The organism is Phyllobacterium sp. P30BS-XVII, assembly GCF_014138335.1.
GTDB lineage: Bacteria > Pseudomonadota > Alphaproteobacteria > Rhizobiales > Rhizobiaceae > Phyllobacterium > Phyllobacterium meliloti.
In genome coordinates this window covers 329,637-356,620 of the sequence record NZ_JACGXO010000001.1, presented here as the reverse complement: position 1 = coordinate 356,620, position 26,984 = coordinate 329,637, and the positions used below count along the sequence as shown (strand labels likewise).

The 26,984-nt window shown below is 55.3% G+C and carries 24 protein-coding genes; 11 read left to right on the top strand and 13 right to left on the bottom strand.

Going from position 1 to position 26,984, the window contains the following annotated elements:
• Positions 1-10: 10 nt before the first annotated feature.
• Both polA and FHW17_RS01720 read right to left on the bottom strand, forming a co-directional pair.
• The gene (gene polA / locus FHW17_RS01725) at positions 11-2,944 is read right to left on the bottom strand and encodes a DNA polymerase I (RefSeq protein WP_182509080.1); all 2,934 of its coding nucleotides are present in this window, start codon (positions 2,942-2,944) and stop codon (positions 11-13) included.
• Between the two features lie 113 nt (positions 2,945-3,057).
• Positions 3,058-3,663 (bottom strand): YdeI/OmpD-associated family protein, encoded by a 606-nt coding sequence (locus tag FHW17_RS01720; protein ID WP_182509079.1) that lies wholly within the window; start codon positions 3,661-3,663, stop codon positions 3,058-3,060.
• Between the two features lie 378 nt (positions 3,664-4,041).
• On the opposite strand from FHW17_RS01720, the gene FHW17_RS01715 reads away from it, so the two are divergent.
• Together FHW17_RS01715 and FHW17_RS01710 are read left to right on the top strand one after the other, a co-directional pair.
• Positions 4,042-5,430: a M20/M25/M40 family metallo-hydrolase gene (locus FHW17_RS01715; protein WP_112528032.1), complete on the top strand. Its 1,389-nt coding sequence runs from the start codon at positions 4,042-4,044 to the stop codon at positions 5,428-5,430.
• A gap of 16 nt (positions 5,431-5,446) precedes the next feature.
• Positions 5,447-6,064, top strand: coding sequence for a ribonuclease D (locus tag FHW17_RS01710; protein ID WP_182509078.1), 618 nt, complete (start codon positions 5,447-5,449; stop codon positions 6,062-6,064).
• A 4-nt stretch (positions 6,065-6,068) separates the two neighbouring features.
• Here FHW17_RS01710 and FHW17_RS01705 read toward each other — a convergent pair whose 3' ends face one another.
• From FHW17_RS01705 to FHW17_RS01695, 3 genes are all read right to left on the bottom strand, one after another.
• Positions 6,069-7,196, bottom strand: a complete 1,128-nt coding sequence (locus FHW17_RS01705) for an acyltransferase family protein (protein WP_182509077.1) — start codon at positions 7,194-7,196, stop codon at positions 6,069-6,071.
• A gap of 364 nt (positions 7,197-7,560) precedes the next feature.
• The gene (locus FHW17_RS01700; RefSeq protein WP_112528036.1) at positions 7,561-7,758 is read right to left on the bottom strand and encodes a hypothetical protein; all 198 of its coding nucleotides are present in this window, start codon (positions 7,756-7,758) and stop codon (positions 7,561-7,563) included.
• Between the two features lie 300 nt (positions 7,759-8,058).
• Positions 8,059-9,156, bottom strand: coding sequence for an OmpA family protein (locus FHW17_RS01695; protein ID WP_112528038.1), 1,098 nt, complete (start codon positions 9,154-9,156; stop codon positions 8,059-8,061).
• Positions 9,157-9,488: 332 nt separating this feature from the next.
• Between FHW17_RS01695 and FHW17_RS01690 the strand changes: the two genes are divergently transcribed.
• The gene (locus tag FHW17_RS01690) at positions 9,489-10,421 is read left to right on the top strand and encodes an FkbM family methyltransferase (protein ID WP_112528040.1); all 933 of its coding nucleotides are present in this window, start codon (positions 9,489-9,491) and stop codon (positions 10,419-10,421) included.
• A 66-nt stretch (positions 10,422-10,487) separates the two neighbouring features.
• Here the strand turns inward: FHW17_RS01690 and FHW17_RS01685 are convergent, their stop codons facing one another.
• Positions 10,488-10,676, bottom strand: coding sequence for a hypothetical protein (locus FHW17_RS01685; RefSeq protein ID WP_091878927.1), 189 nt, complete (start codon positions 10,674-10,676; stop codon positions 10,488-10,490).
• A gap of 182 nt (positions 10,677-10,858) precedes the next feature.
• Here FHW17_RS01685 and FHW17_RS01680 point away from each other — a divergent pair, with 182 nt between their 5' ends.
• Positions 10,859-11,950, top strand: coding sequence for a histidine kinase (locus tag FHW17_RS01680; RefSeq protein ID WP_112528043.1), 1,092 nt, complete (start codon positions 10,859-10,861; stop codon positions 11,948-11,950).
• A gap of 14 nt (positions 11,951-11,964) precedes the next feature.
• Here the strand turns inward: FHW17_RS01680 and FHW17_RS01675 are convergent, their stop codons facing one another.
• On the bottom strand, positions 11,965-12,603 hold the full coding sequence (locus FHW17_RS01675; RefSeq protein ID WP_112528045.1) for a TetR family transcriptional regulator: 639 nt from the start codon (positions 12,601-12,603) through the stop codon (positions 11,965-11,967).
• A gap of 94 nt (positions 12,604-12,697) precedes the next feature.
• On the opposite strand from FHW17_RS01675, the gene FHW17_RS01670 reads away from it, so the two are divergent.
• Entirely contained in the window at positions 12,698-13,363 is a 666-nt protein-coding gene (locus tag FHW17_RS01670; RefSeq protein ID WP_182509076.1) for a class I SAM-dependent methyltransferase, read from the top strand.
• A 52-nt stretch (positions 13,364-13,415) separates the two neighbouring features.
• Here the strand turns inward: FHW17_RS01670 and FHW17_RS01665 are convergent, their stop codons facing one another.
• The gene (locus FHW17_RS01665) at positions 13,416-13,940 is read right to left on the bottom strand and encodes a calcium-binding protein (RefSeq protein ID WP_182509075.1); all 525 of its coding nucleotides are present in this window, start codon (positions 13,938-13,940) and stop codon (positions 13,416-13,418) included.
• Between the two features lie 286 nt (positions 13,941-14,226).
• Between FHW17_RS01665 and FHW17_RS01660 the strand changes: the two genes are divergently transcribed.
• Both FHW17_RS01660 and FHW17_RS01655 read left to right on the top strand, forming a co-directional pair.
• The gene (locus FHW17_RS01660; RefSeq protein ID WP_182509074.1) at positions 14,227-14,628 is read left to right on the top strand and encodes a cupin domain-containing protein; all 402 of its coding nucleotides are present in this window, start codon (positions 14,227-14,229) and stop codon (positions 14,626-14,628) included.
• A 93-nt stretch (positions 14,629-14,721) separates the two neighbouring features.
• Entirely contained in the window at positions 14,722-16,914 is a 2,193-nt protein-coding gene (locus FHW17_RS01655) for a transglycosylase domain-containing protein (RefSeq protein ID WP_182509073.1), read from the top strand.
• 8 nt (positions 16,915-16,922) lie between these two features.
• Here FHW17_RS01655 and FHW17_RS01650 read toward each other — a convergent pair whose 3' ends face one another.
• Entirely contained in the window at positions 16,923-17,249 is a 327-nt protein-coding gene (locus tag FHW17_RS01650) for a metalloregulator ArsR/SmtB family transcription factor (protein WP_113095148.1), read from the bottom strand.
• 105 nt (positions 17,250-17,354) lie between these two features.
• On the opposite strand from FHW17_RS01650, the gene FHW17_RS01645 reads away from it, so the two are divergent.
• The gene (locus tag FHW17_RS01645; protein ID WP_182509072.1) at positions 17,355-17,849 is read left to right on the top strand and encodes a hypothetical protein; all 495 of its coding nucleotides are present in this window, start codon (positions 17,355-17,357) and stop codon (positions 17,847-17,849) included.
• On the opposite strand, the gene glpK is transcribed toward FHW17_RS01645, so the two are convergent.
• Positions 17,846-19,336: a glycerol kinase GlpK gene (gene glpK, locus FHW17_RS01640; RefSeq protein ID WP_182509071.1), complete on the bottom strand. Its 1,491-nt coding sequence runs from the start codon at positions 19,334-19,336 to the stop codon at positions 17,846-17,848. The two genes, FHW17_RS01645 and glpK, sit on opposite strands and share 4 nt — an antisense overlap.
• Before the next feature lie 170 nt (positions 19,337-19,506).
• Here glpK and FHW17_RS01635 point away from each other — a divergent pair, with 170 nt between their 5' ends.
• Positions 19,507-20,256 carry an SDR family oxidoreductase gene (locus FHW17_RS01635; RefSeq protein ID WP_112528057.1) on the top strand — a complete coding sequence of 250 codons (750 nt, stop codon included), beginning with the start codon at positions 19,507-19,509 and terminating at the stop codon, positions 20,254-20,256.
• A 36-nt stretch (positions 20,257-20,292) separates the two neighbouring features.
• Here FHW17_RS01635 and xylA read toward each other — a convergent pair whose 3' ends face one another.
• The 3 genes from xylA to FHW17_RS01620 are packed head-to-tail and all read right to left on the bottom strand — an operon-like array spanning position 20,293 to position 24,323.
• The gene (xylA, locus tag FHW17_RS01630) at positions 20,293-21,603 is read right to left on the bottom strand and encodes a xylose isomerase (RefSeq protein ID WP_112528059.1); all 1,311 of its coding nucleotides are present in this window, start codon (positions 21,601-21,603) and stop codon (positions 20,293-20,295) included.
• The gene (gene xylB, locus FHW17_RS01625; protein ID WP_182509070.1) at positions 21,600-23,054 is read right to left on the bottom strand and encodes a xylulokinase; all 1,455 of its coding nucleotides are present in this window, start codon (positions 23,052-23,054) and stop codon (positions 21,600-21,602) included. Before xylB ends, xylA begins: the two co-directional genes overlap by 4 nt.
• 24 nt (positions 23,055-23,078) lie before the next feature.
• Positions 23,079-24,323 (bottom strand): ROK family transcriptional regulator, encoded by a 1,245-nt coding sequence (locus tag FHW17_RS01620; RefSeq protein WP_112528162.1) that lies wholly within the window; start codon positions 24,321-24,323, stop codon positions 23,079-23,081.
• Between the two features lie 214 nt (positions 24,324-24,537).
• Here FHW17_RS01620 and xylF point away from each other — a divergent pair, with 214 nt between their 5' ends.
• Both xylF and FHW17_RS01610 read left to right on the top strand, forming a co-directional pair.
• The gene (xylF, locus tag FHW17_RS01615; RefSeq protein WP_182509069.1) at positions 24,538-25,578 is read left to right on the top strand and encodes a D-xylose ABC transporter substrate-binding protein; all 1,041 of its coding nucleotides are present in this window, start codon (positions 24,538-24,540) and stop codon (positions 25,576-25,578) included.
• 86 nt (positions 25,579-25,664) lie between these two features.
• Positions 25,665-26,972: a sugar ABC transporter permease gene (locus FHW17_RS01610; RefSeq protein WP_112528066.1), complete on the top strand. Its 1,308-nt coding sequence runs from the start codon at positions 25,665-25,667 to the stop codon at positions 26,970-26,972.
• The last annotated feature ends 12 nt before the right edge of the window (positions 26,973-26,984 follow it).

Sequence of the window (26,984 nt, the reverse complement as noted above, 5' to 3'; positions counted from 1 at the left end):
GAAACCCGCCTTAATGTGCTTCGTCCCAATTATCCGCAGCGCGGGCATCAACCCGTAGCGGTACGGACAGGGAAATGGCCGGCATGGCGGCATTTTCCATGACCTCGCGAACAACGGGAATGGTTGCTTCGACTTCCGCTTCCGCGGTTTCGAAAATCAATTCGTCATGCACCTGCAACAGCATACGTGCCGAAAGTTTTGCATCATTCAGGGCCGGTTCCATCCGCACCATGGCGCGGCGGATAATATCGGCGGCTGAACCCTGAATCGGCGCGTTGATCGATGCGCGTTCATTGAATGCGCGAACCTGCGGGTTGGATGAGCGAATCTCAGGATAATGCGCGCGGCGTCCAAAAATCGTCTCGACATAGCCGTTCTGGCGGGCATAGGCCTTGGTGGCTTCCATATAGTCCTTGATGCCGGGGAACCGCTCAAAATAGGTGCGGATATATTGCCCGGCTTCTTCGCGCGGGATGGAAAGCTGATTGGCAAGACCAAAGGCGGAAATACCATAGATGATGCCGAAATTGATCGCCTTGGCGCGCCGCCGCACTTCCGATGGCATATCCTTGACGGGAACGCCGAACATTTCCGAAGCCGTCATCGCATGAATGTCGATGCCGTCGGCAAAGGCCTGGGTAAGCTGGGGAATCTCGGCGACATGCGCCAGAACCCGCAATTCGATCTGGCTGTAGTCGGCCGATATCAGCTTGTTGCCCGGCGCAGCAATAAACGCCGTGCGAATCTTGCGGCCTTCGCTGGTGCGCACAGGAATGTTCTGCAGGTTCGGTTCCGATGAGGAAAGCCGTCCGGTAGAAGTCGCCGCCATGGCGTAGGATGTATGCACCCGCTTGGTATCCGGGTGAATATAGCCGGGCAGGGCGTCCGTATAGGTGGATTTGAGTTTGGTCAGCTGACGCCAGTCGACAATCTTGCGCGGCAGTTCGTGTCCTTCCGCAGCAAGGTCCTCCAGCACCTGCGCCGACGTTGACCATTGTCCCGTCTTGGTCTTCGATCCACCGGGAAGGCTCATTTTGCCAAAGAGAATATCGCCAAGCTGCTTGGGTGAGCCGATATTGAGCTTTTCCCCGGCAAGCTGGTAAATCTCGTGTTCGATGGCGGCTGCGGCCTGGGCAAGATCACCTGACAGTCGCGACAGGATTTGCCTGTCGACGGATATGCCGCGCTCTTCCATCCGCGCCAATACGGCAACGAGCGGCCGCTCCAACCGCTCATAGACCGAGACAAGACCATCCTCGACCAACCGCGGTTTGAGCAGGCGCCACAAGCGCAGGGTTACGTCAGCATCTTCAGCCGCGTAGGCGGTGGCGCGATCAATATCCACCATATCGAATGTAACCGATGACTTACCGCTGCCGGTCACGTCCTTATAAGCAATGGGTGTGTGACCCAGCCAGCGCTCTGACAGGGCATCCATGCCGTGGGTGCCTTCACCCGCATCAAGCACATAGGAGATCAGCATCGTATCATCGAAGGGATGTGCATCGATGCCATAGCGATGCATGACCAGCCAGTCATACTTCATGTTGTGCGCGATCTTGAGCACCGAGCGGTTTTCAAGCAGCGGTTTCAACGCGCGCAAGGCATCATCAAGCGGGATCTGTCCTTCGACAGTGCCGCCACCCAGAAGATCACCGGTTCCCGACTTGTGATTGAGTGGAATATAGGAGGCATGTCCGGGCCGGATAGCGAGGGAGACGCCGACAAGCTCGGTCTGCATGGGATCGAGCGATGTTGTCTCGGTATCGAAGGCAACGATACCTGCTTCCATCGCCTCGTTGATCCAAGCCTGCAATGTCGCAAGATCGCGAATGCAGGTATAGCCTGATGTGTCGATCTTGGAGGCCAGCGCCTCGTCCGTGCGGGCCTTGACCAGATCGGCGGGCAGCATTGCGCCCGTGTCCGATTTATCCTGTGGCTTGTCGTCTGATGCAGCTGATGCCGCCGCACCGGTGGAGATTTCAACATCCGGGCCATGCGCCTCGGCAACCGTATCAACCCCTACCTGCGATGCCTCAATGAGGGACGCATCAATGCCGGTGGCTTCAGCGGCGCGGCGGGTGAGGGACGTGAACTCCATCGCCTTGAGGAAGGCAACCAGCTTTGGCCCATCCTGTGGTTCCAGACCAAAGTCCTCAAGACCAACATCAATGGGTGTGTCGGTCTTCAACGTCACAAGCTGGCGCGAGATGCGGGCGATTTCAGAAAATTCAATGATGTTTTCACGGCGCTTCTGCTGCTTGATTTCACCCGCGCGTGCAAGCAGCGTATCGAGATCGCCAAACTCTTCCAGAAGCTGTGCGGCAGTCTTTGGACCAATGCCGGGAATACCCGGCACATTATCGGTGGAATCGCCTGTCAGTGCCTGCAGGTCGATCATCTTTTCCGGCGGCACACCCCATTTTTCGATAACGTCAGGGATGCCGATCTGCTTGTCCTTCATGCTGTCATACATGGACACCATGGGGGTAACGAGCTGCATCAGATCCTTGTCTGATGAGATAATGGTCACTTCCGCACCAACAGCTTCAGCCATGCGCGCATAGGTGGCGATCAGATCATCAGCCTCGTAGCCTTCTTTTTCGATGCACGGCAGATTGAAGGCCTTGGTTGCCTGACGAATCAGCCCGAACTGCGGAATAAGGTCTTCCGGCGGTGCCGAGCGATTGGCCTTATATTCGGGGTAAATATCCTTGCGGAATGTGTTCGACGAATAGTCGAAGATGACGGCAAAATGCGTCGGCGTAACGCCCACGGATGTGTCCCTGGCTTCACGCAGCAGCTTCCACAGCATGTTGCAGAAGCCGGACACGGCACCGACAGGCAGGCCATCCGATTTGCGTGTGAGGGGCGGCAGCGCATGATAGGCCCGGAAGATATAGCCGGAGCCGTCGACGAGAAAGAGATGATCACCTTTTTTCATGGTGCCTACGATTAAATGAACATCCTGAAAAAGGAAATGATCTGTCTTTCCCATGCACTGAAAGATCGTGAAATTACAGACTCCTCCTGACAGAATTCAGGAGTCGATGGCTTTCACCCTGCTGGCTTGGTCTTTTGCGGATGAATGGTTTCACCGCGCGCTAGCATCGTCACGAACTTTTCGATGCGCTGCAACCTTGTCTCGGGCTTCTTCGCATCATTGACGCGGTAAATGATGGCATAGCGATTCACGCTGGTCAGCAACTGGAACATTTTTGTTGCCTCGGGATTTGCGTCGAGGGCCGCCTGCAAATCGTCGGGCACGGTTGCCTTGCTTTGCGGCAGATAGGCCTTGTCCCAACGCCCATCGGCTTTTGCCCGCTCGATTTCCAAAAGACCGGCAGGTTTAATGCGGTTCTGGTCGATCAGTTCATTGGCGCGCTTGCGGTTGATGTCGGACCAAGGGCTCGTGCTCTTGCGCCGTGTGAAGCGGACGAGCCAATAATGCTCGTCAAACTTGTCGGCTTGGCCATCGATCCAGCCATAGCAAAGCGCACCATCAATTGCCTCCTGTCTGGACAGGGTTTTTATCTCGGCTGACTTCTTGCAGAATTTGAGCCAAGCGCCTTGAGAGATTTCATGATTGATCACCAGCCATGCTTCCCAATCTGCGCCTGTCGGGAAGAAAAGCACTGGCAAGTCCGTCGCGGCTTTCGGCATGAGATTCGCCCCTCGTTTGAGCGAACGTTATGCCGGAAATCCCGCGGCATGAACATATCACCTGCTCATCACGCGTTTGTTACAAAGATGTAATGTTCCGTGCCCTTGAAATGCCACGGTTTGAGACCCAAATCCAACTTGTCGACGTTAGATCGATGTCCGGGATTTAAGGCTCGTCCCCCGCCTTCCCCGGACTTGCGGCAACCTCATCCCCCCTCTCCGGGTTGTCGCATCTGAGTGTAGTGATCTGGTCGCCTGTGGTCCCCCCGCCACGGCGGCCATTTCTTTTTCGGGTCCATTTTTTTCTGCCGTTTTCCCGAAAATGGGTTAAGAAGAATTCCCTTCATAAGTCCCGGTCCAACAAATTCAGGAAATACCATGTCAGCGCTTGAACCTGTCTTGAACGCCCTTGATGCCAATCTCGATAAAAGTCTGGAACGGCTGTTCGAACTGTTGAAGATCAAGTCCATTTCGACCGATCCAGCATTCAAGGCAGAATGCCGTAAGGCTGCCGAATGGCTGGTTGCCGATTTGAAGACCATTGGTTTTGACGCCAGCGTGCGCGACACGCCGGGGCATCCCATGGTCGTGGCTCACCATGAGGGACCAAGCGCCGATGCGCCGCATGTTCTCTTCTATGGTCACTACGATGTGCAGCCGGTCGACCCGCTTGAGCTGTGGGAAAACGATCCCTTTGCACCTGAGATCAAGGATATGGGCAATGGCCGCAAGATTCTGACCGGTCGTGGCACGGCTGATGATAAGGGGCAGTTGATGACCTTTGTCGAAGCTTGCCGCGCTTACAAGGAAGTACACGGTAAGCTGCCGGTAAAAATCTCCATTCTGTTCGAAGGAGAGGAAGAGTCCGGGTCGCCGTCGCTAAAACCTTTCCTGAATGCCCACAAGGACGAACTCAAGGCGGATTTCGCGCTCGTTTGCGATACGGGCATGTGGGATATGCAAACCCCGGCAATTTCCGTTGGTCTGCGCGGTCTGGTCGGCGAAGAAATTGTTGTGAAGGCTGCGGATCGCGATTTGCATTCCGGCTCGTTCGGCGGCGCCGCTGCCAACCCGATCCATATTCTCACAAAGATTCTGGCTGATCTGCATGATGAGACAGGTGCCGTGACTGTTCCGGGCTTCTACGATGGAGTTGAAGAGACGCCAACGCAGATATTGCAGACATGGAAGGGGCTTGATTGCACGCCTGAAAACTTTCTTGGACCTATCGGCCTGTCCATTCCATCCGGTGAGAAGGGCCGTTCCATTCTGGAGCTGGTTTGGGCGCGCCCAACTGCGGAGATCAACGGCGTTATCGGCGGCTATACCGGACAGGGATTCAAGACAGTGATTGCGGCTCAGGCCTCCGCAAAAGTGTCTTTCCGTCTTGTCCACAAGCAGAACCCGGCAAAAATCCGCGAGGCTTTCCGTGCCTTCGTAAAGGCGCGTATTCCTGCCGACTGCTCGGTGGAATTCCACGAACATGGTGGCTCGCCGGCAATTCAGCTTTCCTACGACTCGCCGCTTCTGGCCAAGGCGAAGACCGCGCTGAGCGATGAATGGCCAAAGCCAGCTGTTCTCATCGCCATGGGTGGTTCCATTCCGATTGTTGGCGATTTCCAGCATATGCTCGGCATGGAATCGCTGCTCGTTGGCTTCGGTCTTGAAGATGACCGTATCCATTCCCCCAATGAAAAATATGAGCTGAATTCCTTCCACAAGGGGCAGCGCTCGTGGGCACGCATTCTTGACGTGCTGGCGAAATAAAACCGGAGAGATTTTGATGACCATCCGCTTTCACCGCAATGATCTGCCCGACCTTGCCAATTATCAGGTCAATGCCGTCGCTATCGACACGGAAACCCTGGGGCTCAACCCCCATCGTGACCGGCTATGCGTTGTGCAGATTTCGCCCGGCGATGGCTCGGCGGATGTCATCCAGATCGACAAGGGACAGACATCAGCCCCCAATCTGGTGAAACTTCTTGGTGATGACGCCATCACCAAGATTTTCCATTTTGGCCGTTTTGACCTTGCAGTCCTCTATCACGCCTTCGGTGTCATGCCGAAGCCGGTTTTCTGCACCAAGATTGCCTCGCGCCTGACCCGCACCTATACGGACCGGCATGGCCTGAAAGAGATTTGCAGCGAATTGCTTGACGTGAACCTGTCCAAGCAGCAGCAATCGTCAGACTGGGGCGCCCCTGAATTGTCACAGGCACAGCTCGAATATGCGGCGTCGGACGTGCTTTATCTGCATCGCCTCAGTGCCATTCTCATCGAGCGGCTGAAGCGTGACGGACGCGCGGAAGAGGCTGCTGCCTGTTTCCAGTTCCTGCCGACCCGCTCCAAGCTTGATCTGATGGGTTGGGACGAACAGGATATTTTCGCCCACAGCTGATAGATCATTCAGCCGATGCGAGCGCGCCCCTGCCATGCGGTGTGGGCGCGCTGTCTATATGGGCCCATTGCGGGCGCCTGAACAGGAACTGGCCATAACCTGTCCACTGGACCAGTCCATAAAGGATAACTGGTCCCAGCACGCCGCTGATGATGGTGAGCACCGAAATCGTGCCGATATCCGTAATGAAGCCTGATCGCAGCAGAAGGGTTCTTGCGATCGCCATCGGCAGGAAGAACGCCAGATAGACGACAATGGAATGGGCACCAAGCCAACGCAGAGCACGGACAAACCATTGTACTGCGGGTACGGAGCCAAGCCTGGCGATCAAAGCCGAAATCGAAACGATGGCCAATGCCCCGGCAAAACCTGCCAGCAGTGAGATGATGGGCACATTGCTCCATCCGCCAAGCCCGCCTGACGTATAGGCCTCTTCGGGGATCCAGGCAGCAAAGGGTGCCGACGCCGGATGAAACACCAGCCATCCATTAACGAACGCCCATACGCCAAGAATGAGAAGCGCCGTCCATGGCCGTTGTCTCAACCACTGCGCCAGCTCAAAAATCACCGGCGCAAAGGCATAACCGGCAAAGAAAAAGACGTAGCGGCTGCAGAATTCGTCAAGCACAAGCCAACCCGTGTGGATAGGGAACGTTTCGAGAGCAGCGGCAATGAGCAGAACGATCCAGACATTGATGGATTTGACGAGCCGCGTGACGACAAAGAATATCGGCAGGAGATAAATGAACCAGAGCGTGCCGAACGGTTGAACAAGTGCAAGCAGATAAGCGCTGACAGCGCCGCCAACGCCGCTTTCGCCGACGATACCCGGTGCCTTGAACAGAAACTGGATCGTCAGCCAGAGCAGATAAAAATAGATGAAATGCACAATCTTTCGATCGGCATAGCGCCGCCATGAGCGATCAATTACCAGCCCGAGAAACAGACCGGAGATCAGAAAGAAATCAGGCATGCGGAATGGCTGGGCAAAAGACACGACCGGGTGCATCCAGCCACGCGCTCCGGCGGCGCTCTCGACGCCGAGCACCGAGTGCATCATCACGACAAAGATAATGCAGATGCCTTTGGCAATATCGACCCAGTCGACGCGCATTTTCTCGCCAGCGTTCATGATTGGTCCGTCCCCCCGATTTTACTCTCTTTGATACGCGATAATTCAAAACGGGAAGTAAAATTCAGGTGATGGTAGCAAAAATACGCTGCGAACGGGCGATCCGGGTGGCCAATTGGCTCGGAATATCATCTTGCCGGATCAAGATACAAAAAAGCCGGGCAAGAGCCCGGCGAATTGTGAACGCAAATGCGTCCAGAGGGGAACACGTAACGAGCGAAAAAATGGGAGGAGAACCGCTCGTTACGCAACACTAAAATATAACTGCTGCGTTCGATTTTCAAGAGCACAAGAATAATAATCTTTTCGCGCGCCAAGAATCGACAAAATGCGCCAATGTATTAATTCGGATTGAAGAGCAATTTCAGCTGGCTGGCGTGCCCGGCGGCGCTTGCGTGGCTGCCGGATCAAGCTGTTCCTTGCAGGTTCCATGCCCCCGCAGCTGACACCCGCCAAGACGGTATTGCGCTTCAGAGTCCGGTGATGGGTTCAGCCGTGCAATGGCGCCGCCACCGCAACCGTTCAGGATCATCAACGCACAGGCAAGAACGACAAACCGCATTATCTACTCCAGTATGGGGCGTTTTGCAGCGCAAGAGTGAGTGGTTTATGGGTGTGTGGTTCGACAAGCTCACCATGAGGGAGATGGGTGATGAAAGGGAGTCAAGTTCTGCAAACTTGGCGAAGTGCAATCTCTGCCATTAGCCTTTCATCACCCATCTCCCTCATGGTGAGCTTGTCGAACCACGCACCACATACCACGCACTGTATTGATGCTGCTTCTCCTCATAACCTAACCATCCCGCGCAAACTTCTCAACCATGAGCCGCACCTTTTCAGGCGCGGCCCGATTGAATTCCATCTAGTTCAGCTTGACCAGAACGACCCGGCGGTTCTTGGCGCGGCCTTCCTCGTTGTCGTTGCTGGCAACAGGTGCCATCATCCCGGCACCTGCAGTTGTCAGGCGATCCGCCTTGATCTTGTAGGTGGAGACAAGGTCCTTCTTGACCGCCGCCGCCCGCTTGCCTGAGAGATCGGCATTGTAGGCAAATTTACCCTGATTATCCGTATGGCCAACGATGATCACGGACAATTTGGGATCGGATTCGAGAAGACCGGCGATTTCCTTTAATGTCGGCGCAGATTCCGCCTTCAGCTCTGCCTTGTCCGTGTCAAAATAAATACCATAGAGCGAGATACTCCCCTGCGAGCCGAGAGAGCTGGCCATTTCCTTGGCGCCGACGACAACCATTTTCTTGTCGCGGGATTTAGGCTCAAGCACATGCACCAGAGCGATCGTACGTCCATTCAACTCCTTGCAATAGAGATCATCAAGAAGAGTATAGGTCTGCACGGTGACATAGGTGTCACCATCAGCTGCTGACAGTTTCGCCGCGAAGAACCGCTGATCTTTGATATGTGATGTGAGCGCACAGGCGCCGTTGGAAAACGCCGCATCCTTGAGATCAGCCTCGTGGAAGAACTGCATCATCAGGCTCATATCGCCGCCGCCGCCGCTGGCCGAGCGTGTCGCGTCACCACCACAACCTTCGGATTTACATTCGAACAGGATTTCGCCCTTGGCAGCTGTGATTTCGTCCTCGTAATTGCGCAACACTTCAAGCGGTGAACGCTCGGCCGGTGTCACATAGGTGATCCGGGTCAGCGCGCCCTCGACATCGAGTTTCTTTTCCGGAGCAAAAACACTGTTGTTCATGCTGTCCCGCTCCTCGGTGTTTTCGCTCGCCTTCAATGGGGCAAGCGGTACGGAGAAGTCCGTGAAGGAGAACTTCTCATAGCTGACAATGAAGGAGCCGTCATAGCGCTTAACCTGCGCATTGTCGCTTGTTCCTTTAAGATCGCTTGTGGGATTCGTGGCATCCGCCTGCGCCCAGTTGATCGTGCCGCATAGAAAACCCATTGCCAAAATCAGTTTTAAACCGTGTCCGTATAGTTTCATCGGATATCTCCCCGCTGTGAATGAGGCCGTTCTAGCAGCTTCTTGTTTCACTTCAATTGTTTTATTTTCATATAAAACGCAAAAATTATCGACCGAACCCCCTCGCGATCGATTGAATATGCCAATCAAAGCATTGATTGACGCTTCTGTCGATTTCCAATGATTTACGTCGAAGGCATAAAGTTAAACTGGCGAGCGGTTAAAATCGCTCAAAGTATTTTTTCAAATAGGCGAACGAAAAAAATCTTGTGATATTCGATTTTCTGCAATCTAATTTTGTATACATGACGTCATAAGGTGATGCGTAAAGTTAAAAGGAGGACGACCGGCCTATGGAAGCGACAGCGGCAGACATTGACTACTGTTTCCGGTTGATACTTGGACGCCTGATGAACGAAGTGGAGAAAGACCACTATACATTTGTTGGTTTGCCGCTTGAAACTGTCGTGAGGAAATATCTGAACTCCCTTGAGTTTCAGGGCCGTCGCATGCTCGATCCCCCGGCGCAGACGGGTTTGGAGAAAGTGTTCATCAATAACACCTGGGTCTTTGCCGACCGTAACGACGGTGATGTCGGCGAACACATCGTCTCCGGTGCCTATGAGCCGAATGTCACCCGCATTTTCCAGGAGTGTGTGAAGCCGGGCATGCGCGTGGTCGATATTGGTGCCAATATCGGATATTTCTCAATGCTGTCGGCGGCGCTGGTGGGCCATACCGGGCGCGTTCTTTCTGTTGAGCCGAATGTGGAAAATGGCCGGTTGCTTGCCGCAAGCCGTGACGCCAATGCCTTCACCCAGATCGAAATTCTGCTGACAGCGGTGAGCGACAGGACGGATGTTCTCTCGTTGAGCGGGTCATCATCAAACGGAACAACGGCGACAGTCTTTTCCGGCCAGTCGCTTGAGATCAAGCGGCTCGTGCCATGTGTGCGTCTTGATGATGTCCTGCATGAATGGGACAGGGTGGATTTCGTCAAGATCGATATTGAAGGGGCGGAGTATAAGGCACTGAACGGGATGATCCGGACACTCCGGCGTTTCCGTCCGCTGATTATCAGTGAATTCAATCCCAGCTTGATCGGATGGATATCGAGTGTCAAACCGGAAGACTATCTGGGGTTCCTGTTTTCGCTTGGCTACAAGGTTTCGGTCATTACCCCGGAAGGAAACCTGCTTCATCGGGGAACTGACATTGCTGCAATCATGAATGATGTGAACACATTTGACGGTGATCACATCGATTTTCTGGCACAGCCGGTCTGATCGTTGTTACGAAAATCAAACGCCGCCGGTAAGGGCGGCGTTTCCATCAAAGCTGCCTTAAAGGCATCAGGCAGTCTTGGAATAATAGATGCCGAAGTTGAGAGCGAGAAGCACCACGAGAGTGGCCGCAAAGCCGCCAACAAATAACAATGCCCTTTTTGCTGCTGTTTTCTCGCGATTCTTTTTTGAGAATGTGGTCACGATAGCGGCTCCAGCCGATATGCCGAGGATAGCTGGCAGGGACATCATGTTCATGGAATTGCCTTTCTCTTTGTTACCGGATGGGCATAGCGTCCGTTTCATTCGCTAACAAGCCCAGGCAGCTCTGGTGCTCTGAAAACAATAGAGAATTTGGGTTTTCTCTTCCCGCCAATCCCGTTGGCTCAGACGGTTACGCGTTCCTCGACAGATGCGGTTGTTTGGGGGATAAGAGCGCTATGGAATATGTCCAAGAAAGGGTCGCGGTGAATGATGGTTCGTATGTCACAGACATACGGCGAACAGCATTCCGCTTGGGTCTGTTTTACTGGGCCAGTGAATTTGTCATCAGCAATACGCTGTTCCAGATTCTGGGCCTGACGCAGATCAACTCGATCATTGCCAAGCTCATCTTGTCATTGTTCAGTTTGCTCATAACATTCTCAATTACATTCGTCCTGTTCAGGTTGAGAAACGCCAATCTGGCCGTAAAAATATTCGCGTGCTTTTCGCTGGCCATAGTGGGTGGCGCCATGCATTCGGTCTGCGATCACCTTGTCTATGTGGTGAGTGCATGGCCCGAGGTGGCAAAATTCAACTTCACTGATTTTGGCTATACACTCGTTTACGATATGTCGCTGTTTTTCGGCTGGTCCTGTCTGTTCATATCCATCCTCTATGCCTATGAGATGCGGGAAAATGAACGGTTGCTGGCGGCCTCGCGGGAGGAAGCCCTCTCGGCGCAAATGCGCGCGCTGCGCTATCAGGTCAATCCGCACTTTCTCTTCAATACGCTCAATTCCATAGCCGGGTTGATAGAAGAGGGCGCAACCAAAAGCGCCGGGCGTATGGTGTTGTCTCTTTCCTCATTCCTGCGCACCACCCTTGAAATTGACCCGATGAATGACGTTCGGCTGGGTGAAGAGCTGGCCTTGCAGGCTGAGTACCTGAACATTGAAGGTGAGCGCTTCTCTGATCGAATGAAGGTGCGCATCGATGTTGCAGCGGAGCTTGAAGACGCGCTTGTTCCAAACCTCATACTTCAACCATTGATCGAAAACGCCATCAAACATGGTGTGGGTACCACGCCGGGTATGGTCGAGATAACCATCAGCGCCACAAGCAGCGGGCAGGTTCTGTATCTGACGGTGGAAAATGACAGTGCCAAGTCCAGTATGGCGGGGCCGGCTAAAATCCAGGGCATGGGTATCGGTCTTGCCAACGTTGCCCATCGTTTGGAAACCCGGTTTCCCGGTATTGGCTCGTGCAATGCGGGGCATGATGAGACCGGAAGGTTCCGCGCTTTGCTTTCCATGCCGCTGAGGCTCTAGCCCCGGTTCCAGTATCAATTTGCGCGGCCGCCGAGGTCCTTGAGGTAAGCACAAAACATATCGGCCATGGCCTCCGAATAGGCTTCGATCTCCTCAGGAGTTCGTGGGCTTTCCGAAAACTGTTTTCCCACGCTGCTGAATGTCGTTGCGATCAGATCAACCGCCAAGGCGAGGACCTCTGGCGAAGCCTTGGGTAGTATCTCCCGCATGAAGGTTGCAAAGGTGCGGGCTCCCGAGGCGCGCGCTTCCCGCGATTCCGGTGCATCGCGATAAAGCGGGGCGGCATCGTGGAGTGCCATACGGATCGCCGCCTCAGCGCATTCGGAGCGAATAAAGGCGTGAACCAATATACGGAGCCGTTCAAAAGGCGGCTGCGCAACGTTTTCGAGAATGTTGCGCATCAAATCGCTCGTCTGCCGCCATTCGTCTCCTTGAAGCCGGAAGAGAATTGCTGCCTTGTTCGGAAAATATTGATAGAGCGAGCCGACGCTGACACCGGCTTTCTCGGCCACCCTTGCGGTGGTGAAACGCTGGGCACCTTCCTTTTCCAAAACCTGAACAGCTGCATCCAAAATTGCGGCAACAAGGTCCGCCGAGCGTGCCTGTTTGGGCTGTTTTCTTGAGGAAATCTGGGCTCTTGGTCGATCCGTCATGGCGGCCTCCGGCAATGCGAATAGCGAATATGACGAATTAGTCGTATTTTTGATCCGGCGCAAGCAAGCGCTCAATTCAAACCGGAGACTGCCTATGACCACCCTGACATCAACCCCGCTGGCGCCGCTGTTGGATCGCTTGTTCGAAGAGGCCGACAGCCAGTCCGTGCAGGAGAGCCCTGCGGTGGCCGCGCTCTCCTCTGCCGAGCGGTCGCGCCTTATGCGCAGCAAAACCGACTACCTCGATTTTTACGGGCGCCTCAAGGATCTGCCGCTTGCCGTCTCGCGAGAGACCGGCGTGTTGCTCTACATGCTGACACGAAGCGGCAATGTACGCACGATCGTGGAATTCGGAACATCTTTCGGTATCTCTACCCTGCATCTGGCCGCAGCCTTGCGGGACAATGGCGGTGGCTACCTGATCACCAGTGAGTTCGAACCGTCAAAAGTGGTGCGGGCGCGCAGGAACCTGACCGATGGTGGTCTCATCGATCTGGTGGAAATCCGCGAGGGCGATGCCTTGCAGACGCTGGGCGTTGACCTTCCTGAAACAGTGGACCTGCTTCTGCTCGACGGTGCCAAGGCACTTTATCCGGAAATCCTCGGTCTGATGGAGAGCCGTCTGCGGCCGGGAGCATTCATCGTCGCTGATAATGCCGATTATAGCCCTGAATATCTTGCTTATGTGCGCTCGCCTGCGAACGGGTATCTTTCTACGCCGTTTGGCGAGGATGTTGAACTATCCATGCGGCTTGGCTGATACCAGTCTGATGGCGGTCGCCTGCCGGGGGCGACCGCCACCCACTCGTCAATTATTCCTTGGGGGCTGGCTTCTCACTATCGGCATGATGACGATGCTTGTGCCCGCCATGTTCGCGGCCTTTGTGATGCTTCCAACCGTGCCGCAATTCGCTCTTATCGAGCTTTCCATCATCGTTGCGATCCAATAGCGCAAATCGCTTTGCCTTCTGTTTTTCAACTTCGGCAAGTGTCACCACCCCGTCGCCATTGACATCAAGACGGTTGGTGATGCGGCGCGCCCGCTGTTCCACCAGCTGCTTCAAGGCCATGGCATCGATTTCCTCCTTGGAAAGCGTGCCGTCGCCATTGGTGTCGGCCTGCTTCAGGCGATCCATGTTGGTGAACTCGGCAAGATCAACCACGCCATCATCATTGGCATCGATTTTTGCGCGTTTCGAATGGCCGGCATTTGCTGCTGCATCCGTTGCTACCGGGGCAGGGTCCTTTGCAGGGGTCTCGGTCTGGGCGAATGCTCCACCGGCGGCAAATACCGTGAGGAAGGTGCCCGAAAGGACGAGAAGAGTAATGCGTTTCATGGTCGTCTCCTTTGTAGCGCGAGCGTTTGTTTCGCTCCGTGAAGACAACGTAGCGTTGCGAAAATGAACGGGAGATGACTGGTGGCATTACGATTTCGTAATGAAAACAATTGGTTCGATAAGCCCAGGCTGCGGAACACACAGACCGATATATCCTTTGGGGCAAATACATGGTGTTACAAAAATCCTCCAAGCCGAAATATCCCGGATACAAGCCTGCGTTCAAATCCGGACGTCGGATGAATGGGAAGTTCATCCGCCATTTAAGGTGCGAAAGGATGATGACATGAAAACAACGCGTATCATGGCTGCTGCGGTGCTGGCTTTCGGGATCGGCATGCCGCTGTCTCTGGCACATGCACAGCAACAGGCGGTTCAAAGGACCGATGTTCTGCACAATGACCTCGGTGTCGCCGGGCGCGAATTCAGTCAGGTGCGGGTCGATTTCGAACCGGGCGCTGTCTCCATAAAGCACTCCCATCCCGGTGTTGAGGTTGCCTATGTGCTTGAAGGAACAATGGAGTACCAGCTTGAAGGCAGGCCGCCCGTAACGCTCAAGGCGGGTGAGGCACTGTTTATTCCCGATGGCGTTGCCCACGTTGCGAAGAACGTCAGCAGCGGCAAAACGTCGGAGCTAGCAACATATATCGTCAGAAAAGGCGAGCCGGTTGTTGTTCCGGAAAAGTGAACGCGGTTTTAACCCCACCTTAAATCGCCGCATTTACCCTGCAACGGGTCGCAAAGGATTTTGCGGCACCGGTTGGGGCGGGTATTTCAGTCAATGGCATCACGCGACAAGGGCAGACAACGCATCGAGCCGGGGTTCAGTTCGAACCGCCGTTCGGATGACGATGACATGCGTGCTGACCCCGAGGACAGACCCGTGCGGAGCCAGAAGCGCAGGACGTCGCCGCGCAAATCCGCCAGATCAAAGCGCAGCCGTTCCGGGCGGGGGCAGCGTCGCGGCTTCTTCGGCCTTTTGCGGCGTCTGGTCTATTGGTCGTTTGTTCTGTGTATCTGGGGCGGTATCGCAGTGGCAGGCACTGTCATCTATTTTGCTGCAAAAATGCCCCAGACAACCACATGGTCGATCCCTGATCGTCCGCCCAATGTGAAAATCGTTTCGGTTGAAGGCGATCTGATTGCCAATCGCGGTGCTACGGGCGGCGAAGCCATTGGACTGCACCAGATGTCGCCTTATCTGCCGCAGGCCGTGGTTGCTATTGAAGACCGGCGCTTCTATTCGCATTTCGGCGTTGATCCCATCGGCTTCGTGCGCGCCATGGCGACAAATCTGGTCTCCGGACGGTTGGTTCAGGGCGGCTCGACCATCACGCAGCAGCTGGCAAAAAACCTGTTCCTGACCCCGGACCGCACATTGGAGCGCAAGGTGCAGGAAGTGTTGCTTGCGCTGTGGCTTGAGCATAAATATTCGAAAGATCAGATTCTGGAGATGTATCTGAACCGGGTTTATCTGGGTTCCGGCTCCTACGGTGTTGCCGCTGCCTCACGGCGCTATTTCAACAAATCGGCCCATGATGTCAGCCTGTCCGAAGCGGCTGTCATCGCCGGTCTCCTCAAGGCTCCCTCACGCCTGTCTCCAGCCCGCGATCCCAAAGCTGCGGCGGAGCGCTCGCAGCTTGTGCTCGCTGCCATGCGCGATCAGGGCATGATTGGCGACAAGGAATTGACCTTTGCCATGAAGCAGCCCGCGACCCGAGCCGCTGCCTATTGGAGCGGCTCGGAGCACTATGTCGCCGACCGGGTTATGGAAGAACTGCCTGACCTTATCGGGGATGTGCGCGCCGACGTGGTCATCGACACGACGGTGGATCTTGGCTTGCAAAAGCTCGGTGAGGCCTCGATCCGTGATCTCATCCAGAAAAACGGCGAAAAGCTGAATGTTTCACAGGGCGCGCTTGTTTCCGTCGATGGTACAGGGGCTGTTCGCGCACTGGTAGGCGGCTATGACTACGCCAACAGCCAGTTCGACCGGGCCAGTGAAGCCAAACGCCAGCCGGGCTCCACGTTCAAACCATTTGTCTATCTCTCGGCACTGGAGCAGGGACGCACGCCCGAATCCGTGCGTGTCGACGCACCGATCCGCATCGGCAACTGGACGCCCGGCAATTACAACGGCAAATATTTCGGCAAGGTCACATTGGCGGAGGCGTTGGCTCGTTCGCTGAATTCGGTTTCCGCGCAGCTGGTTATGGAAGTCGGGCCGAGCACTGTTGTGGATACGGCGCATCGGCTTGGTATTGTCTCGAACCTTAACGCCAATGCCTCACTTGCGCTGGGAACTTCGGAAGTCACCCTTCTGGAACTCACCGATTCTTTCGTGCCCTTTGCCAATGGCGGCTACAAGGCACCGGTTCATATCATCCGCCGTATCACCACCAATGAAGGCAAGGTGCTTTATGAATATAAAAGCCCCAAGCAGGATCAGGTGATCAGCGAGCGCAATGTCGGCATGATGAATGCGATGCTGCGCCAGACTGTCGAAAGCGGTACGGCCACCAAAGCAAAATTTGGTTGGCCAGCGGCTGGCAAGACCGGCACCAGCCAGAATTTCCGCGATGCATGGTTCATTGGCTATACGTCGAACCTGACCACCGGTGTGTGGTTCGGCAATGATGATGGCAAGCCAACAAAGAAAGTCACCGGCGGCGGCTTGCCTGCACTGGCCTGGAAGGAATTCATGGTTGCCGCGCATAAGGGCGTACCGGTTGCCGAATTGCCCGGCAGTTACCGCATGAATGAAACCGTCATTGACGGCAATGATGCACTGCCCGATTCCGTCCCGGCTGCAGAAGGTGTTCCATCGGCTCAGCTTAATCCGGGTGCGCCTGTGCCATCGGTAGGGCTGGAAGACCAGACAGGCTCGACACGTCCTACACCACCGGGCGATGTCGGCGGCAACGGCCAGAAAGGTCGCAAGACGACGCTGTTCGACCTGATCATGGGGAATTGAGGAAAGTTCTACTCCTCAGCCGGTTGCTTCCGTTCGGCGATTTCTGCGCTTTCACGGCGCAGCGGTCGCCCAATTGGGCAGATATCCTGCACAAACCCGGTCAATGTGCTCGCCAGCGTATCGGATACCTGACGATAATAGACATATTTGCCGCGCTTCTCACTGGATATAAGCCCGGCATTTTCCAGCAATGACAAATGCTGCGAAATGGATGGCTTTGTCATATTGAAGCGCGCGGCGATGTCACCGGCATTAAGCTCGGTGTGGGCCACGTAAGCAAGAATCTTTCGCCGTACGGGCGATGCGAGGGCTTCGAAGATGAGTTGGACGGTCATATCCCCCTCATACAATAAGTTAATTAGTTTTTCAACTAACTGTTGACGAAGAACAATAAATCAATAAGGTAATTAACTAAATGAATTGTCCGATGGAGAACAGAGATGATGATCCAGTCCGAATGGGTATTCGATTGCGAGCCGCAGCATATCTGGCCGCATTTTCTTCATGCCAAGATGGACAATACGCGTCCGCTCCTGTTTCGGTTCGGTGTTCCAAAGCCCATAAGTTGCCGCGTGCTGGAAGGCAGGGCGGCGGTCGGCAATACCCGGCAGTGCACGACGGACCGTGGCACGATTAATCAGCGCATTCTCATTTTCGATGAAAACAGGCAGTTGCAGTACAAAATGCAGGAAAGCACTGTCTGGTGTCGAGACTGGGTTGGATATCTCGAAGATACGTTCACTCTGACGCCTTTACCCGATGGCAGAACCCATGTTGAACGGACAACCCGATTTGCCGCCGCCGGAGCGCTGCGCCCGCTTAAGCAACTGGGCCTCTGGATATCCTTGCGGCAAGCCCATGCCTATGCTTCCAGAAACTGGCGCAGGCTTGCCTATCAAAGGAAAGAAGAGACGGCCGTACCTCTTGCAGCCTAGTGCGTCAGGGTCCGTTTGACCGCGATTTTCCAGCCGGCGATTTTTGCCTTACGGGTCTTCTCATCCATCTCGGGGGTAAAGCGCATATCACGCTCCCATGTTTTTGAAAATTCACGCCGGTTTGGCCAGATTCCAGCCTTTGACCCGGCAAGCCATGCCGCACCGAGTGCTGTGGTTTCGAGGATCGTCGGACGATCAACAGGTGCGTCGAGAATGTCCGCAAGGCGTTGCATGGTCCAGTCTGACGCGACCATGCCGCCATCGACGCGCAGCACCGTTTTCGTATCTGATGATTTCCAGTCCTTGCGCATGGCATCAAGCAGGTCACGGGTCTGATAGGCGACCGATTCCAGTGCTGCACGGGCAAATTCCGCCGGGCCGGAATTGCGCGTGAGGCCATAGATCGCCCCGCGCGCTTCCGCATCCCAATGCGGAGCGCCGAGGCCAACGAAGGCAGGTACGAGATAGACATTCTGGCTGGGATCGGCCTGATCGGCGAGCTTGCCGGTTTCAGGTGCCGAACCAATGATCTTCAATCCATCACGCAGCCATTGCACCGCCGCTCCGGCAATGAAAATCGACCCTTCAAGCGCATAGGTCGTCTTGCCGTTCAGCCGATAGGCAATCGTCGTGAGCAGCCGGTTCTTTGACAGCACCATGTCGCTGCCGGTGTTGAGGATGGCAAAGCAGCCGGTACCATAGGTGGACTTGAACATGCCGGGCTCAAAACATGCCTGACCGATGGTTGCCGCATGCTGGTCGCCTGCAACGCCGAGAATAGGAATATCGGCACCCAGCAGCGATGCTTCGGCGAAACCGTAATTGGCCGCGCAATCCTTGACATCGGGCAGCATGGCGCGAGGAACGCGCAATATATCCAGCAGTTCATCGTCCCATTCATTGGTCGCAATATTGAACAGCAGAGTGCGTGAGGCGTTGGTGGCGTCAGTGGCATGGACCTTGCCGCCGGTAAGACGCCAGATCAGGAAGCTATCAACCGTGCCGAACAGCAACTCACCATTAACCGCGCGTTTGCGCGCGCCGGGCACCTTGTCGAGAATCCACGCAAGCTTGGTGCCGGAAAAATAGGGATCGAGCAGCAGGCCGGTCTTTTTGGTAAACTTCTTTTCCAAGCCCTGCTTTTTCAGTTTCTGGCACAAAGATGCGGTGCGCCGATCCTGCCAGACAATGGCATTGTGGATGGGCTTACCTGTTACTTTGTCCCAGACAATGACGGTTTCCCGCTGGTTGGTAATGCCGATAGCAGCAACATCGCCAGCCTGAATCTTGGCATTCTCTATGGCCACCTCGCAGGTGCTGAGCACGGATTGCCAGATTTCTTCCGGATCATGCTCGACCCAGCCTGATTGGGGGTAGATCTGGGTAAATTCCTGCTGGCTTTTTCCAACCACCTTGCGGTTCTTGTCAAAGATGATGGCGCGGCTCGATGTGGTGCCCTGATCGATCGCGAGGATATATCCGTTCATGCTTCCCCCTCAAATTTCGGTCACGATATTTGCTTCGCTCCGGTGGATCAACAGCAGCAATGGAATATCCGCGAATTTCGCAGAGCCTGATCACACACGCCAAAATGAAAACGGCAGCAGTTCCCTTTATCAGGCGCTTGCTCTATGGCTCTTGCAAACGGAGAATTCCCATGAGTAGCGATGAAGCACGCAAAGTCCTCGTCTTGACTGGCGCAAGCCGTGGCATCGGCCACGCGACGGTCAAGCGGTTTTCCCGCGCCGGCTGGCGTGTCATCACCTGCTCGCGTCAGGATTTTTCCGATGATTGCCCCTGGCCCGCCGGTCCTGACGATCATATCAAGGTCGATCTCGCTGACCCTGCTGATGTGGATCATGCGGTTCTGGAAATTCGCAAAAGGCTTGAAGTTGAAGGCGGCAAACTGCACGCTTTGATCAACAATGCCGGTATTTCACCCAAGAATTCGGGTGGAAACAGGCTGGATTCCATTGAGACACCGATGCAGACATGGTCGACGGTGTTTCAGGTGAACTTCTTCGCGCCCATCATGCTGGCGCGGGGTCTGTTCAAGGAGTTGGAGGCAGGACAGGGATCAGTCGTCAATGTGACCTCCATTGCCGGAAGCCGCGTTCATCCGTTCGCCGGTACCGCCTATGCAACATCGAAAGCCGCCCTCGCCTCGCTCACACGCGAAATGGCATCGGATTTTGGTCCGCATGGCATTCGCGTCAATGCGATAGCACCCGGAGAGATCGATACGGCAATCCTGTCGCCGGGAACCGATAAACTGGTGGAGCAACTGCCGCTGCGTCGTCTGGGCAGAACCGCCGAGGTTGCGGAGACGATTTACTTCCTGTGCTCGGAGGCGTCCTCCTATGTCACGGGTTCGGAAATCCACATCAATGGCGGTCAGCACGTTTAGGTTTGAGGGGCTGGGGGTGAAAGCACCCCCAAGCCATCAAACATAACGATTGACGACATTCTCCAGATATTCCTGCCGGCCGGAACGTGGCTGCGGCTGGATTTTCTTGTCTTCCACATGGGCAGCAATATCATCAAGCGATAGCTTGCCTGACAGCATCGCCTGCGCATCGGGCTTTGACCAACCCGCATAACGCTCTTCGACAAAGCCAGTCAGCGCCTTATCTTCGACCATCTTGGCCGCTGCTTTCAGGCCGCGGGCGCAGGTATCCATGCCGCCAATATGCGCAATGAGCAGGTCCTGCGGATCAAGCGACTGGCGGCGGAGTTTGGAGTCGAAATTCGTGCCACCAGTGGTAAAGCCGCCAGCTTTGAGAATTTCATAATAAGCCAGCGCTACCTCAGGCACATTATTGGGGAACTGGTCCGTATCCCAGCCCGACTGGTAATCATTGCGGTTCATATCGATGGAGCCAAAAATGCCAAGCGCTGCTGCGGTTGCCAGCTCGTGTTCGAACGAGTGACCCGCCAGAATGGCGTGGCCCTGTTCAAGATTGACCTTCACCTCATTTTCAAGGCCGAAACGCTTGAGGAAGCCATAAACAGTTGCCGCATCATAATCATACTGATGCTTTGTTGGCTCCTGCGGCTTCGGCTCGATCAGGATCGCGCCCTTGAAGCCGATCTTGTGCTTGTAGTCGACAACGAGGCTTAAGAATCGGCCCATCTGGTCCAGTTCACGCTTCATATCGGTGTTGAGCAAAGTCTCGTAGCCTTCGCGGCCACCCCACAGCACGTAGTTCTCGCCCTTGAGCTTCTGCGTCACGTCAATACAGGTTTTAACCGTCGCTGCGGCATAGGCGAAGACATCAGGGTCCGGATTGGTCGCAGCACCCGCCATATAGCGGCGGTTGGAGAAAAGATTTGCCGTGCCCCAGAGAAGCTTCGTGCCTGTTGCTTCCATCTTGCCTGCGAAGTAATCGGCAATCTCGTAAAGCCGCTTGTTACTCTCGGCCAGTGTGTCCCCTTCGGGACGCACATCCGCATCATGGAAGCAGAAATAGGGCGCGCCGAGCAGGGAGAACATCTCGAAGGCAACATCGGCCTTCAGCTTTGCACCTTCCATCGTGTCATTGAACCATGGGCGTTCAAATGTCTGGCCACCGAAAGGATCGCCGCCCGGCCATGTGAAGGAATGCCAATAGGCGACGGCAAAGCGCAGGTGATCTTCCATGCGCTTGCCATTGATCAGTTCTTCGGGGTTATAAAAGCGGTAGGCAAGCGGATTGGTGCTGTCCGGCCCTTCATATTTGACTGGTTTGATATCACCAAAAAATCCGCTGCTCATGATTGAACTCCCTTTAATGCTGGATAGAGGCTGTGATAGCGCCGGTAGGCGGCGTCAAATTCCGATGTGAGCGTCTTGTCGGGCTCTATGGTTTTTTCCGTTGCGGGCTGAGCGCAAATGCTGCGCGGATCGGCCTTTTCCGCAGCGATCAGGCCAAGCCTTGCCGCGCCGAATGCCGCGCCGAAATCGCCGTCAGCCGGAACGTCGACAGGTATGTCGAGCGCTGTCGCGATCGTTTTCAGCCAATAGGCGGAACGCGATCCGCCGCCAACGGCGGTGACGCGATCAAGCTTCGTGCCCGCGCTGGCAAGGGCTTGCAGGCAATCGCGGAAAGCAAAGGCGACGCCTTCGAGAACGGCCTGTGTCAGGCTTGCACGGTCGCTGGAGTGTTCAAGCCCCTGAAATGAGCCGCGAATGGCGGAGTCGTTAAGCGGCGTGCGCTCACCGGAGAGATAGGGCAGGAAGGTAACGCCCGATGGAGCGCGCAGTTTGTCGCCAAGCTCATCGGTCAATTCAGCGGCTTTGCGCGCGGTGATGCCCGCGTACCAGTTGAGCGCATCGGTCGCCGACAAGATCACGCCCATCTGATGCCATGTGCCGGGGAGGGCATGGCAGAAGGTGTGAACCGCGCTTTCCGGATTGGGCAGATAGGCGTTGTTGGCAGCAAAAAGCACGCCTGAAGTGCCAAGCGAGACAAAGGCATGACCTTCGGCAACCGTTCCCATGCCGCAGGCAGAGGCTGCATTGTCACCGGCGCCACCGGCAACAATCACCTGATTGCTCATACCCCAGCGTGACGCGAGATCCGCTTTCAAAGTGCCCGAAGTCTCCGTTCCCTCGACCAGCGATGGCATATGGCTCTTATCCAACCCGGATGCGGCAAGCAGTTCGTCCGACCATGCACGTTTGCCGACATCGAGCCACGAAGTTCCCGCGGCATCGGACATTTCAGAGACGTGTTCGCCCGTCAGCCAAAGCCGCAAATAATCCTTTGGCAACAATATCCGCCGGGTTTTGGCGAAGATCTCCGGCTCGTTGTTCTTGACCCACACCACTTTCGGTGCGGTGAAGCCGGGAAAAACAATATTGCCGCTCAACGCGCGGAAGATGGGGTTGCCGTCAAGTTCCGCTGCTTCCTTGTGACTGCGGCTATCGTTCCACAACATGCAGGGCCGTAGAACCCTGTCATCGGCGCCGAGGAGCGTTGCGCCATGCATTTGCCCGGACAGGCCGATCCCCCTGACCGCTGCAAGTTCCTTGGGGTGGCTGGTCTTGAGCGCTGCAATCGCTTCTTCCGTCGCGCGTATCCAATGGGCTGGGTCCTGTTCCGACCAGCCGGAATGCGGGCGTGAAACATCCAGCGTTCCCGTGCCGGAGCCAATGACCAATTGCTTGTCGTCAATTAACAGCGCCTTGACGCCAGATGTGCCTAAATCGAGACCGAGATACATGGAAAATCCTTTGAAATATGAAAATTAAATCACGCGCCGAAGCGGCATCTCACGCAGATCGCCGGGAGCGAAAAGCTGGGTATCAAGATGCAGCAATGATGTCATCATGCAACCCTGCAGAATGAGAGGATGTTCGTCTGGATAGCAGCGGATGGTCAGGTCAGGCTTGCCGCCCCAACCGGTTGTACCGGATACAATCTCGCGAAGATCAGCTTCAATGAGATCGAAAACACCCGCACCCGGTCCTACCAGCGCAATGGGGATGGGATCAATCAACGAGAAGAGACTACGCAAACCGGAGCCAATAGCCTGTCCCGCCTTGCGAAACGCCTCGCGCTCTACGCCCTCACGGGCGCGGGCACGATCTGCCACGTCGCCAAACGTAACGGCATCCACATCCTGCGCCGGTTGGGACTTTTCATCCAGACCGGCCGTCTTGCGTAAAATGGCATAATCACTGGCATAGGCCTCAACGCAACCGTGCCGGCCGCAGCGGCAAAGTGCGCCATTGGGTACATGCAGCATGTGACCAAATTCAGCCCCTGAAGACTGCACGCCAAGAAAGGGCTTGCCTTTGAGATAAAGGCCCATACCGATACCGTGCGAAAGCAGGATAGCGGCGAAATCTTCCGCATAATGTTTCGGGTCGGTCCAACGCAATGCCTCGGCAATCATGCTGCAATCATTTGCAACAGATACACTGACACCGTATCGCGCCGAAAGGACTTCGCCGAAAGCCACGTTGATATCCGGGGTAATCGGCGACCACAGCATGGTTGCGCTGGCAGCATCGGTGACACCCTGCACACCCATCGAAATATGCATGAGCTTGCCTGCACTGTCAGGCATGGCCGAAAGCAGCCCGTCAAGCATTTCGCAGATTGCCCGCGTCAGATCGCCAGTGGTTGCATCCAGCGTCGGAATGCGCCGGATTTCTTCGCCGATCACCTGTCCCTTGTAGTCGAACAGCACGGCGTGGGCGAGATTAAGCGCCAATTCAACGGTCGCAATCGTGGCAATCTCAGGATTGAGCGTCAGCGCAACCTGTGGTCGGCCTCGACGGTTGGCAGTGACATCCCCGTCACGGCTTTCATTGATGATTCCCTCGGCGATCAGGGCTGTCGTGATGGCTGAAACGGTTGAGGCACTCAGGCCAGTCTGCGCCACAATATCGGTTCGCGACAACAGGTCGTGGCCACGCAACGCGGCCAGCACGAGCCTGCGATTCTGGCGCCGAACATCATCGGGTCTGGCTATCTCATCAATCAACAAAGGATCTCCTCCCGAAATCTTTTTTTGATGCGATGCAAAAATATTGTTGCAATGCAATAACTTAGCAGATCAGATTCTATGTTGACATGGAAATCAAATTAAGTCACTATTTTTTTCGAGCCTCGAAATAAAGAGGTTTGGATATCTGGCCGGAGGTGAAAGGCTGGGTATCTGACGGGATTAACGTGCCATGCGCACTGGGAGGATTATCATGAAAAAATACGCAACCGCTTTGGCGGGCGTTGCTCTTGCTGTCTCTTTGGCCGGCCCTGCGCTGGCGAAGGACAAGATCATTGGCGTGTCCTGGTCGAACTTTCAAGAAGAGCGCTGGAAGACTGACGAAGCTGCCATCAAGAAGGCGCTGGAAGTCAGTGGCGACAAGTACATTTCAGCCGATGCGCAGTCATCAGCTTCCAAGCAGCTCACCGATGTTGAAAGCCTGATCTCACAGGGCGCTAACGCACTGATCATTCTGGCTCAGGATTCGAGCGCGATTGGACCAGCTGTCGAAAAAGCTGTTGCTGAAGGCATTCCGGTCGTTGGCTATGACCGGCTGATCGAAAACAAGGATGCGTTCTACATCACCTTCGACAACAAGGAAGTTGGCCGTATGCAGGCACGCGGCGTTCTCGCCGTGAAGCCGGAAGGCAACTATGCCTTCATCAAGGGCAGTTCCGCTGATCCGAACGCCGATTTCCTCTTCTCGGGCGCACAGGAAGTCCTCAAGGACGCCATTGCATCCGGCAAGATCAAGAATGTTGGTGAAGCCTATACGGATGGCTGGCTGCCAGCCAATGCGCAGAAGAACATGGAACAGTTCCTGACCAAAAACGACAACAAGATCGATGCTGTTGTTGCGGCCAATGACGGCACTGCTGGCGGTGCTATCGCTGCCCTGCAGGCTCAGGGTCTTGCCGGTACGGTTCCTGTCTCCGGGCAGGATGCTGATTTTGCCGCGTTGAACCGCATCGCGCTTGGCACCCAGACCGTTTCGATCTGGAAAGACTCGCGTGAACTCGGCAAGGAAGCCGCCGGTATTGCTGCTGCGCTTGCCGATGGCAAGAAGATGACTGAAATCCCGAAAGTCCAGAAGTTTGCTGGCGGCGCGAACAAGGTGGAAGTCAATGCCGTGTTCCTGACACCGGTTCCGATCACCAAGGACAACCTTAACGTCATCATCGACGCCGGTTGGGTGAAGAAGGACGTTGTCTGCCAGGGCGTCAAGGCTGGCGCTGTCGCGGCCTGCAAGTAAACCTGAGATAATCTGTTAAAATTGAGCGCCGCTGATCCACAGGATCGGCGGCGTTTTAAAAAGAACCTTAGAATGGGGAGAGAAAAATGAGTGATCCGGCAGTCAGCATTGACCGGGCCCGCGCCTCCGAACTTGGCTTTGTCGCTCGTTTCTTCAAAGCGACCGAGCTTGATACCCGTCTTCTTGGTATGATCGGTGCGCTGGTCGTTATCTGGATTGCGTTTCAGGTTCTCTCCGGCGGACAGTTCCTCACGCCGCGCAATCTGTGGAATCTGTCCGTGCAGACCTCATCCGTGGCCGTCATGGCAACGGGTATGGTGCTGATCATCGTCACGCGTAACATCGATCTGTCGGTGGGTTCGCTGCTGGGCTTTGTCGGCATGATCATGGGTGTGATGCAGACGGAAATGCTGCCAAAGCTTATCGGCTTCGAGCATCCCGCCACATGGATCATTGCGCTTGGCATCGGCATTATCACCGGGGCTGTCATCGGCGGTTTTCAGGGTTTTATCATCGCATTTCTCGGCGTTCCCGCCTTTATCGTCACCCTTGGCGGTCTGCTTGTCTGGCGCGGCGCTGCGTGGTGGGTCACTTCAGGCCGCACGGTTGCACCGATGGATTCCACCTTCCGCCTGATGGGTGGTGGCCCTGAAGGTTCGATCGGTTCCATGTGGAGCTGGATTGTCGGCATTGTTGCCTGCATTGCCATCATTATCATGGTGGTCAACAGCCGCCGCCAGCGCAAGCGCTTTAATTTCCCGCGCCGTCCTGTCTGGGCGGAAGTGTTCATGGCGGCCATCAGTTGCGCTCTGGTGCTTGGGGCGATCGCCATTGCCAATGCCTATTACTGGCCCATTGGCATCGTGCGCAAATATGCCGAAACCAATGGTATCACTATTCCCGATGGCGGCCTGTTCATTTCACATGGCATTGCCATTCCGGTTCTGATTGCAGTGGCGACGGGCATCATCATGACTTTCGTGACGACGCGTACCCGTTTTGGCCGTTATGTTTTTGCTATGGGTGGCAACCCGGAAGCCGCTGACCTTGCGGGCATCAATACGCGCTGGGTCACCATGAAGATTTTCATCATAATGGGCATCCTCTGCGCCATCGCAGGGGCGATTTCCACAGCCCGCCTCAATGCGGCAACCAATGCGCAAGGCACGCTCGACGAGCTTCTCACTATCGCCGCGGCGGTTATTGGTGGCACGTCGCTCGCCGGTGGTGTTGGCACGATTGCCGGTGCGATGATTGGTGCGCTGCTGATGCAGTCGCTGAGTTCAGGCATGGTGTTGCTCGGGCTTGATACGCCTTTGCAGAATATCGTTGTCGGTCTTGTTCTGGTGGTCGCTGTCTGGCTCGACACGATCTATCGCCGCCGCACGGCTTGAGGGAGGAAAAAT

Excerpts from the sequence above, each read along its gene's own strand:
- FHW17_RS01715 (WP_112528032.1), top strand. The coding sequence starts at position 4,042 with ATGTCAGCGCTTGAACCTGTCTTGAACGCCCTTGATGCCAATCTCGAT.
- FHW17_RS01670 (WP_182509076.1), top strand. The coding sequence starts at position 12,698 with ATGACCACCCTGACATCAACCCCGCTGGCGCCGCTGTTGGATCGCTTG.
- FHW17_RS01720 (WP_182509079.1), bottom strand. The coding sequence starts at position 3,663 with ATGCCGAAAGCCGCGACGGACTTGCCAGTGCTTTTCTTCCCGACAGGC.
- glpK (WP_182509071.1), bottom strand. The coding sequence starts at position 19,336 with ATGAACGGATATATCCTCGCGATCGATCAGGGCACCACATCGAGCCGC.
- FHW17_RS01660 (WP_182509074.1), top strand. The coding sequence starts at position 14,227 with ATGAAAACAACGCGTATCATGGCTGCTGCGGTGCTGGCTTTCGGGATC.
- FHW17_RS01665 (WP_182509075.1), bottom strand. The coding sequence starts at position 13,940 with ATGAAACGCATTACTCTTCTCGTCCTTTCGGGCACCTTCCTCACGGTA.
- FHW17_RS01680 (WP_112528043.1), top strand. The coding sequence starts at position 10,859 with ATGGAATATGTCCAAGAAAGGGTCGCGGTGAATGATGGTTCGTATGTC.
- FHW17_RS01635 (WP_112528057.1), top strand. The coding sequence starts at position 19,507 with ATGAGTAGCGATGAAGCACGCAAAGTCCTCGTCTTGACTGGCGCAAGC.
- FHW17_RS01610 (WP_112528066.1), top strand. The coding sequence starts at position 25,665 with ATGAGTGATCCGGCAGTCAGCATTGACCGGGCCCGCGCCTCCGAACTT.
- xylB (WP_182509070.1), bottom strand. The coding sequence starts at position 23,054 with ATGTATCTCGGTCTCGATTTAGGCACATCTGGCGTCAAGGCGCTGTTA.
- FHW17_RS01685 (WP_091878927.1), bottom strand. The coding sequence starts at position 10,676 with ATGAACATGATGTCCCTGCCAGCTATCCTCGGCATATCGGCTGGAGCC.
- FHW17_RS01650 (WP_113095148.1), bottom strand. The coding sequence starts at position 17,249 with ATGACCGTCCAACTCATCTTCGAAGCCCTCGCATCGCCCGTACGGCGA.
- polA (WP_182509080.1), bottom strand. The coding sequence starts at position 2,944 with ATGAAAAAAGGTGATCATCTCTTTCTCGTCGACGGCTCCGGCTATATC.
- FHW17_RS01655 (WP_182509073.1), top strand. The coding sequence starts at position 14,722 with ATGGCATCACGCGACAAGGGCAGACAACGCATCGAGCCGGGGTTCAGT.
- xylA (WP_112528059.1), bottom strand. The coding sequence starts at position 21,603 with ATGAGCAGCGGATTTTTTGGTGATATCAAACCAGTCAAATATGAAGGG.
- FHW17_RS01700 (WP_112528036.1), bottom strand. The coding sequence starts at position 7,758 with ATGCGGTTTGTCGTTCTTGCCTGTGCGTTGATGATCCTGAACGGTTGC.
- FHW17_RS01705 (WP_182509077.1), bottom strand. The coding sequence starts at position 7,196 with ATGAACGCTGGCGAGAAAATGCGCGTCGACTGGGTCGATATTGCCAAA.
- FHW17_RS01675 (WP_112528045.1), bottom strand. The coding sequence starts at position 12,603 with ATGACGGATCGACCAAGAGCCCAGATTTCCTCAAGAAAACAGCCCAAA.
- FHW17_RS01710 (WP_182509078.1), top strand. The coding sequence starts at position 5,447 with ATGACCATCCGCTTTCACCGCAATGATCTGCCCGACCTTGCCAATTAT.
- FHW17_RS01645 (WP_182509072.1), top strand. The coding sequence starts at position 17,355 with ATGATGATCCAGTCCGAATGGGTATTCGATTGCGAGCCGCAGCATATC.
- FHW17_RS01695 (WP_112528038.1), bottom strand. The coding sequence starts at position 9,156 with ATGAAACTATACGGACACGGTTTAAAACTGATTTTGGCAATGGGTTTT.
- FHW17_RS01690 (WP_112528040.1), top strand. The coding sequence starts at position 9,489 with ATGGAAGCGACAGCGGCAGACATTGACTACTGTTTCCGGTTGATACTT.
- xylF (WP_182509069.1), top strand. The coding sequence starts at position 24,538 with ATGAAAAAATACGCAACCGCTTTGGCGGGCGTTGCTCTTGCTGTCTCT.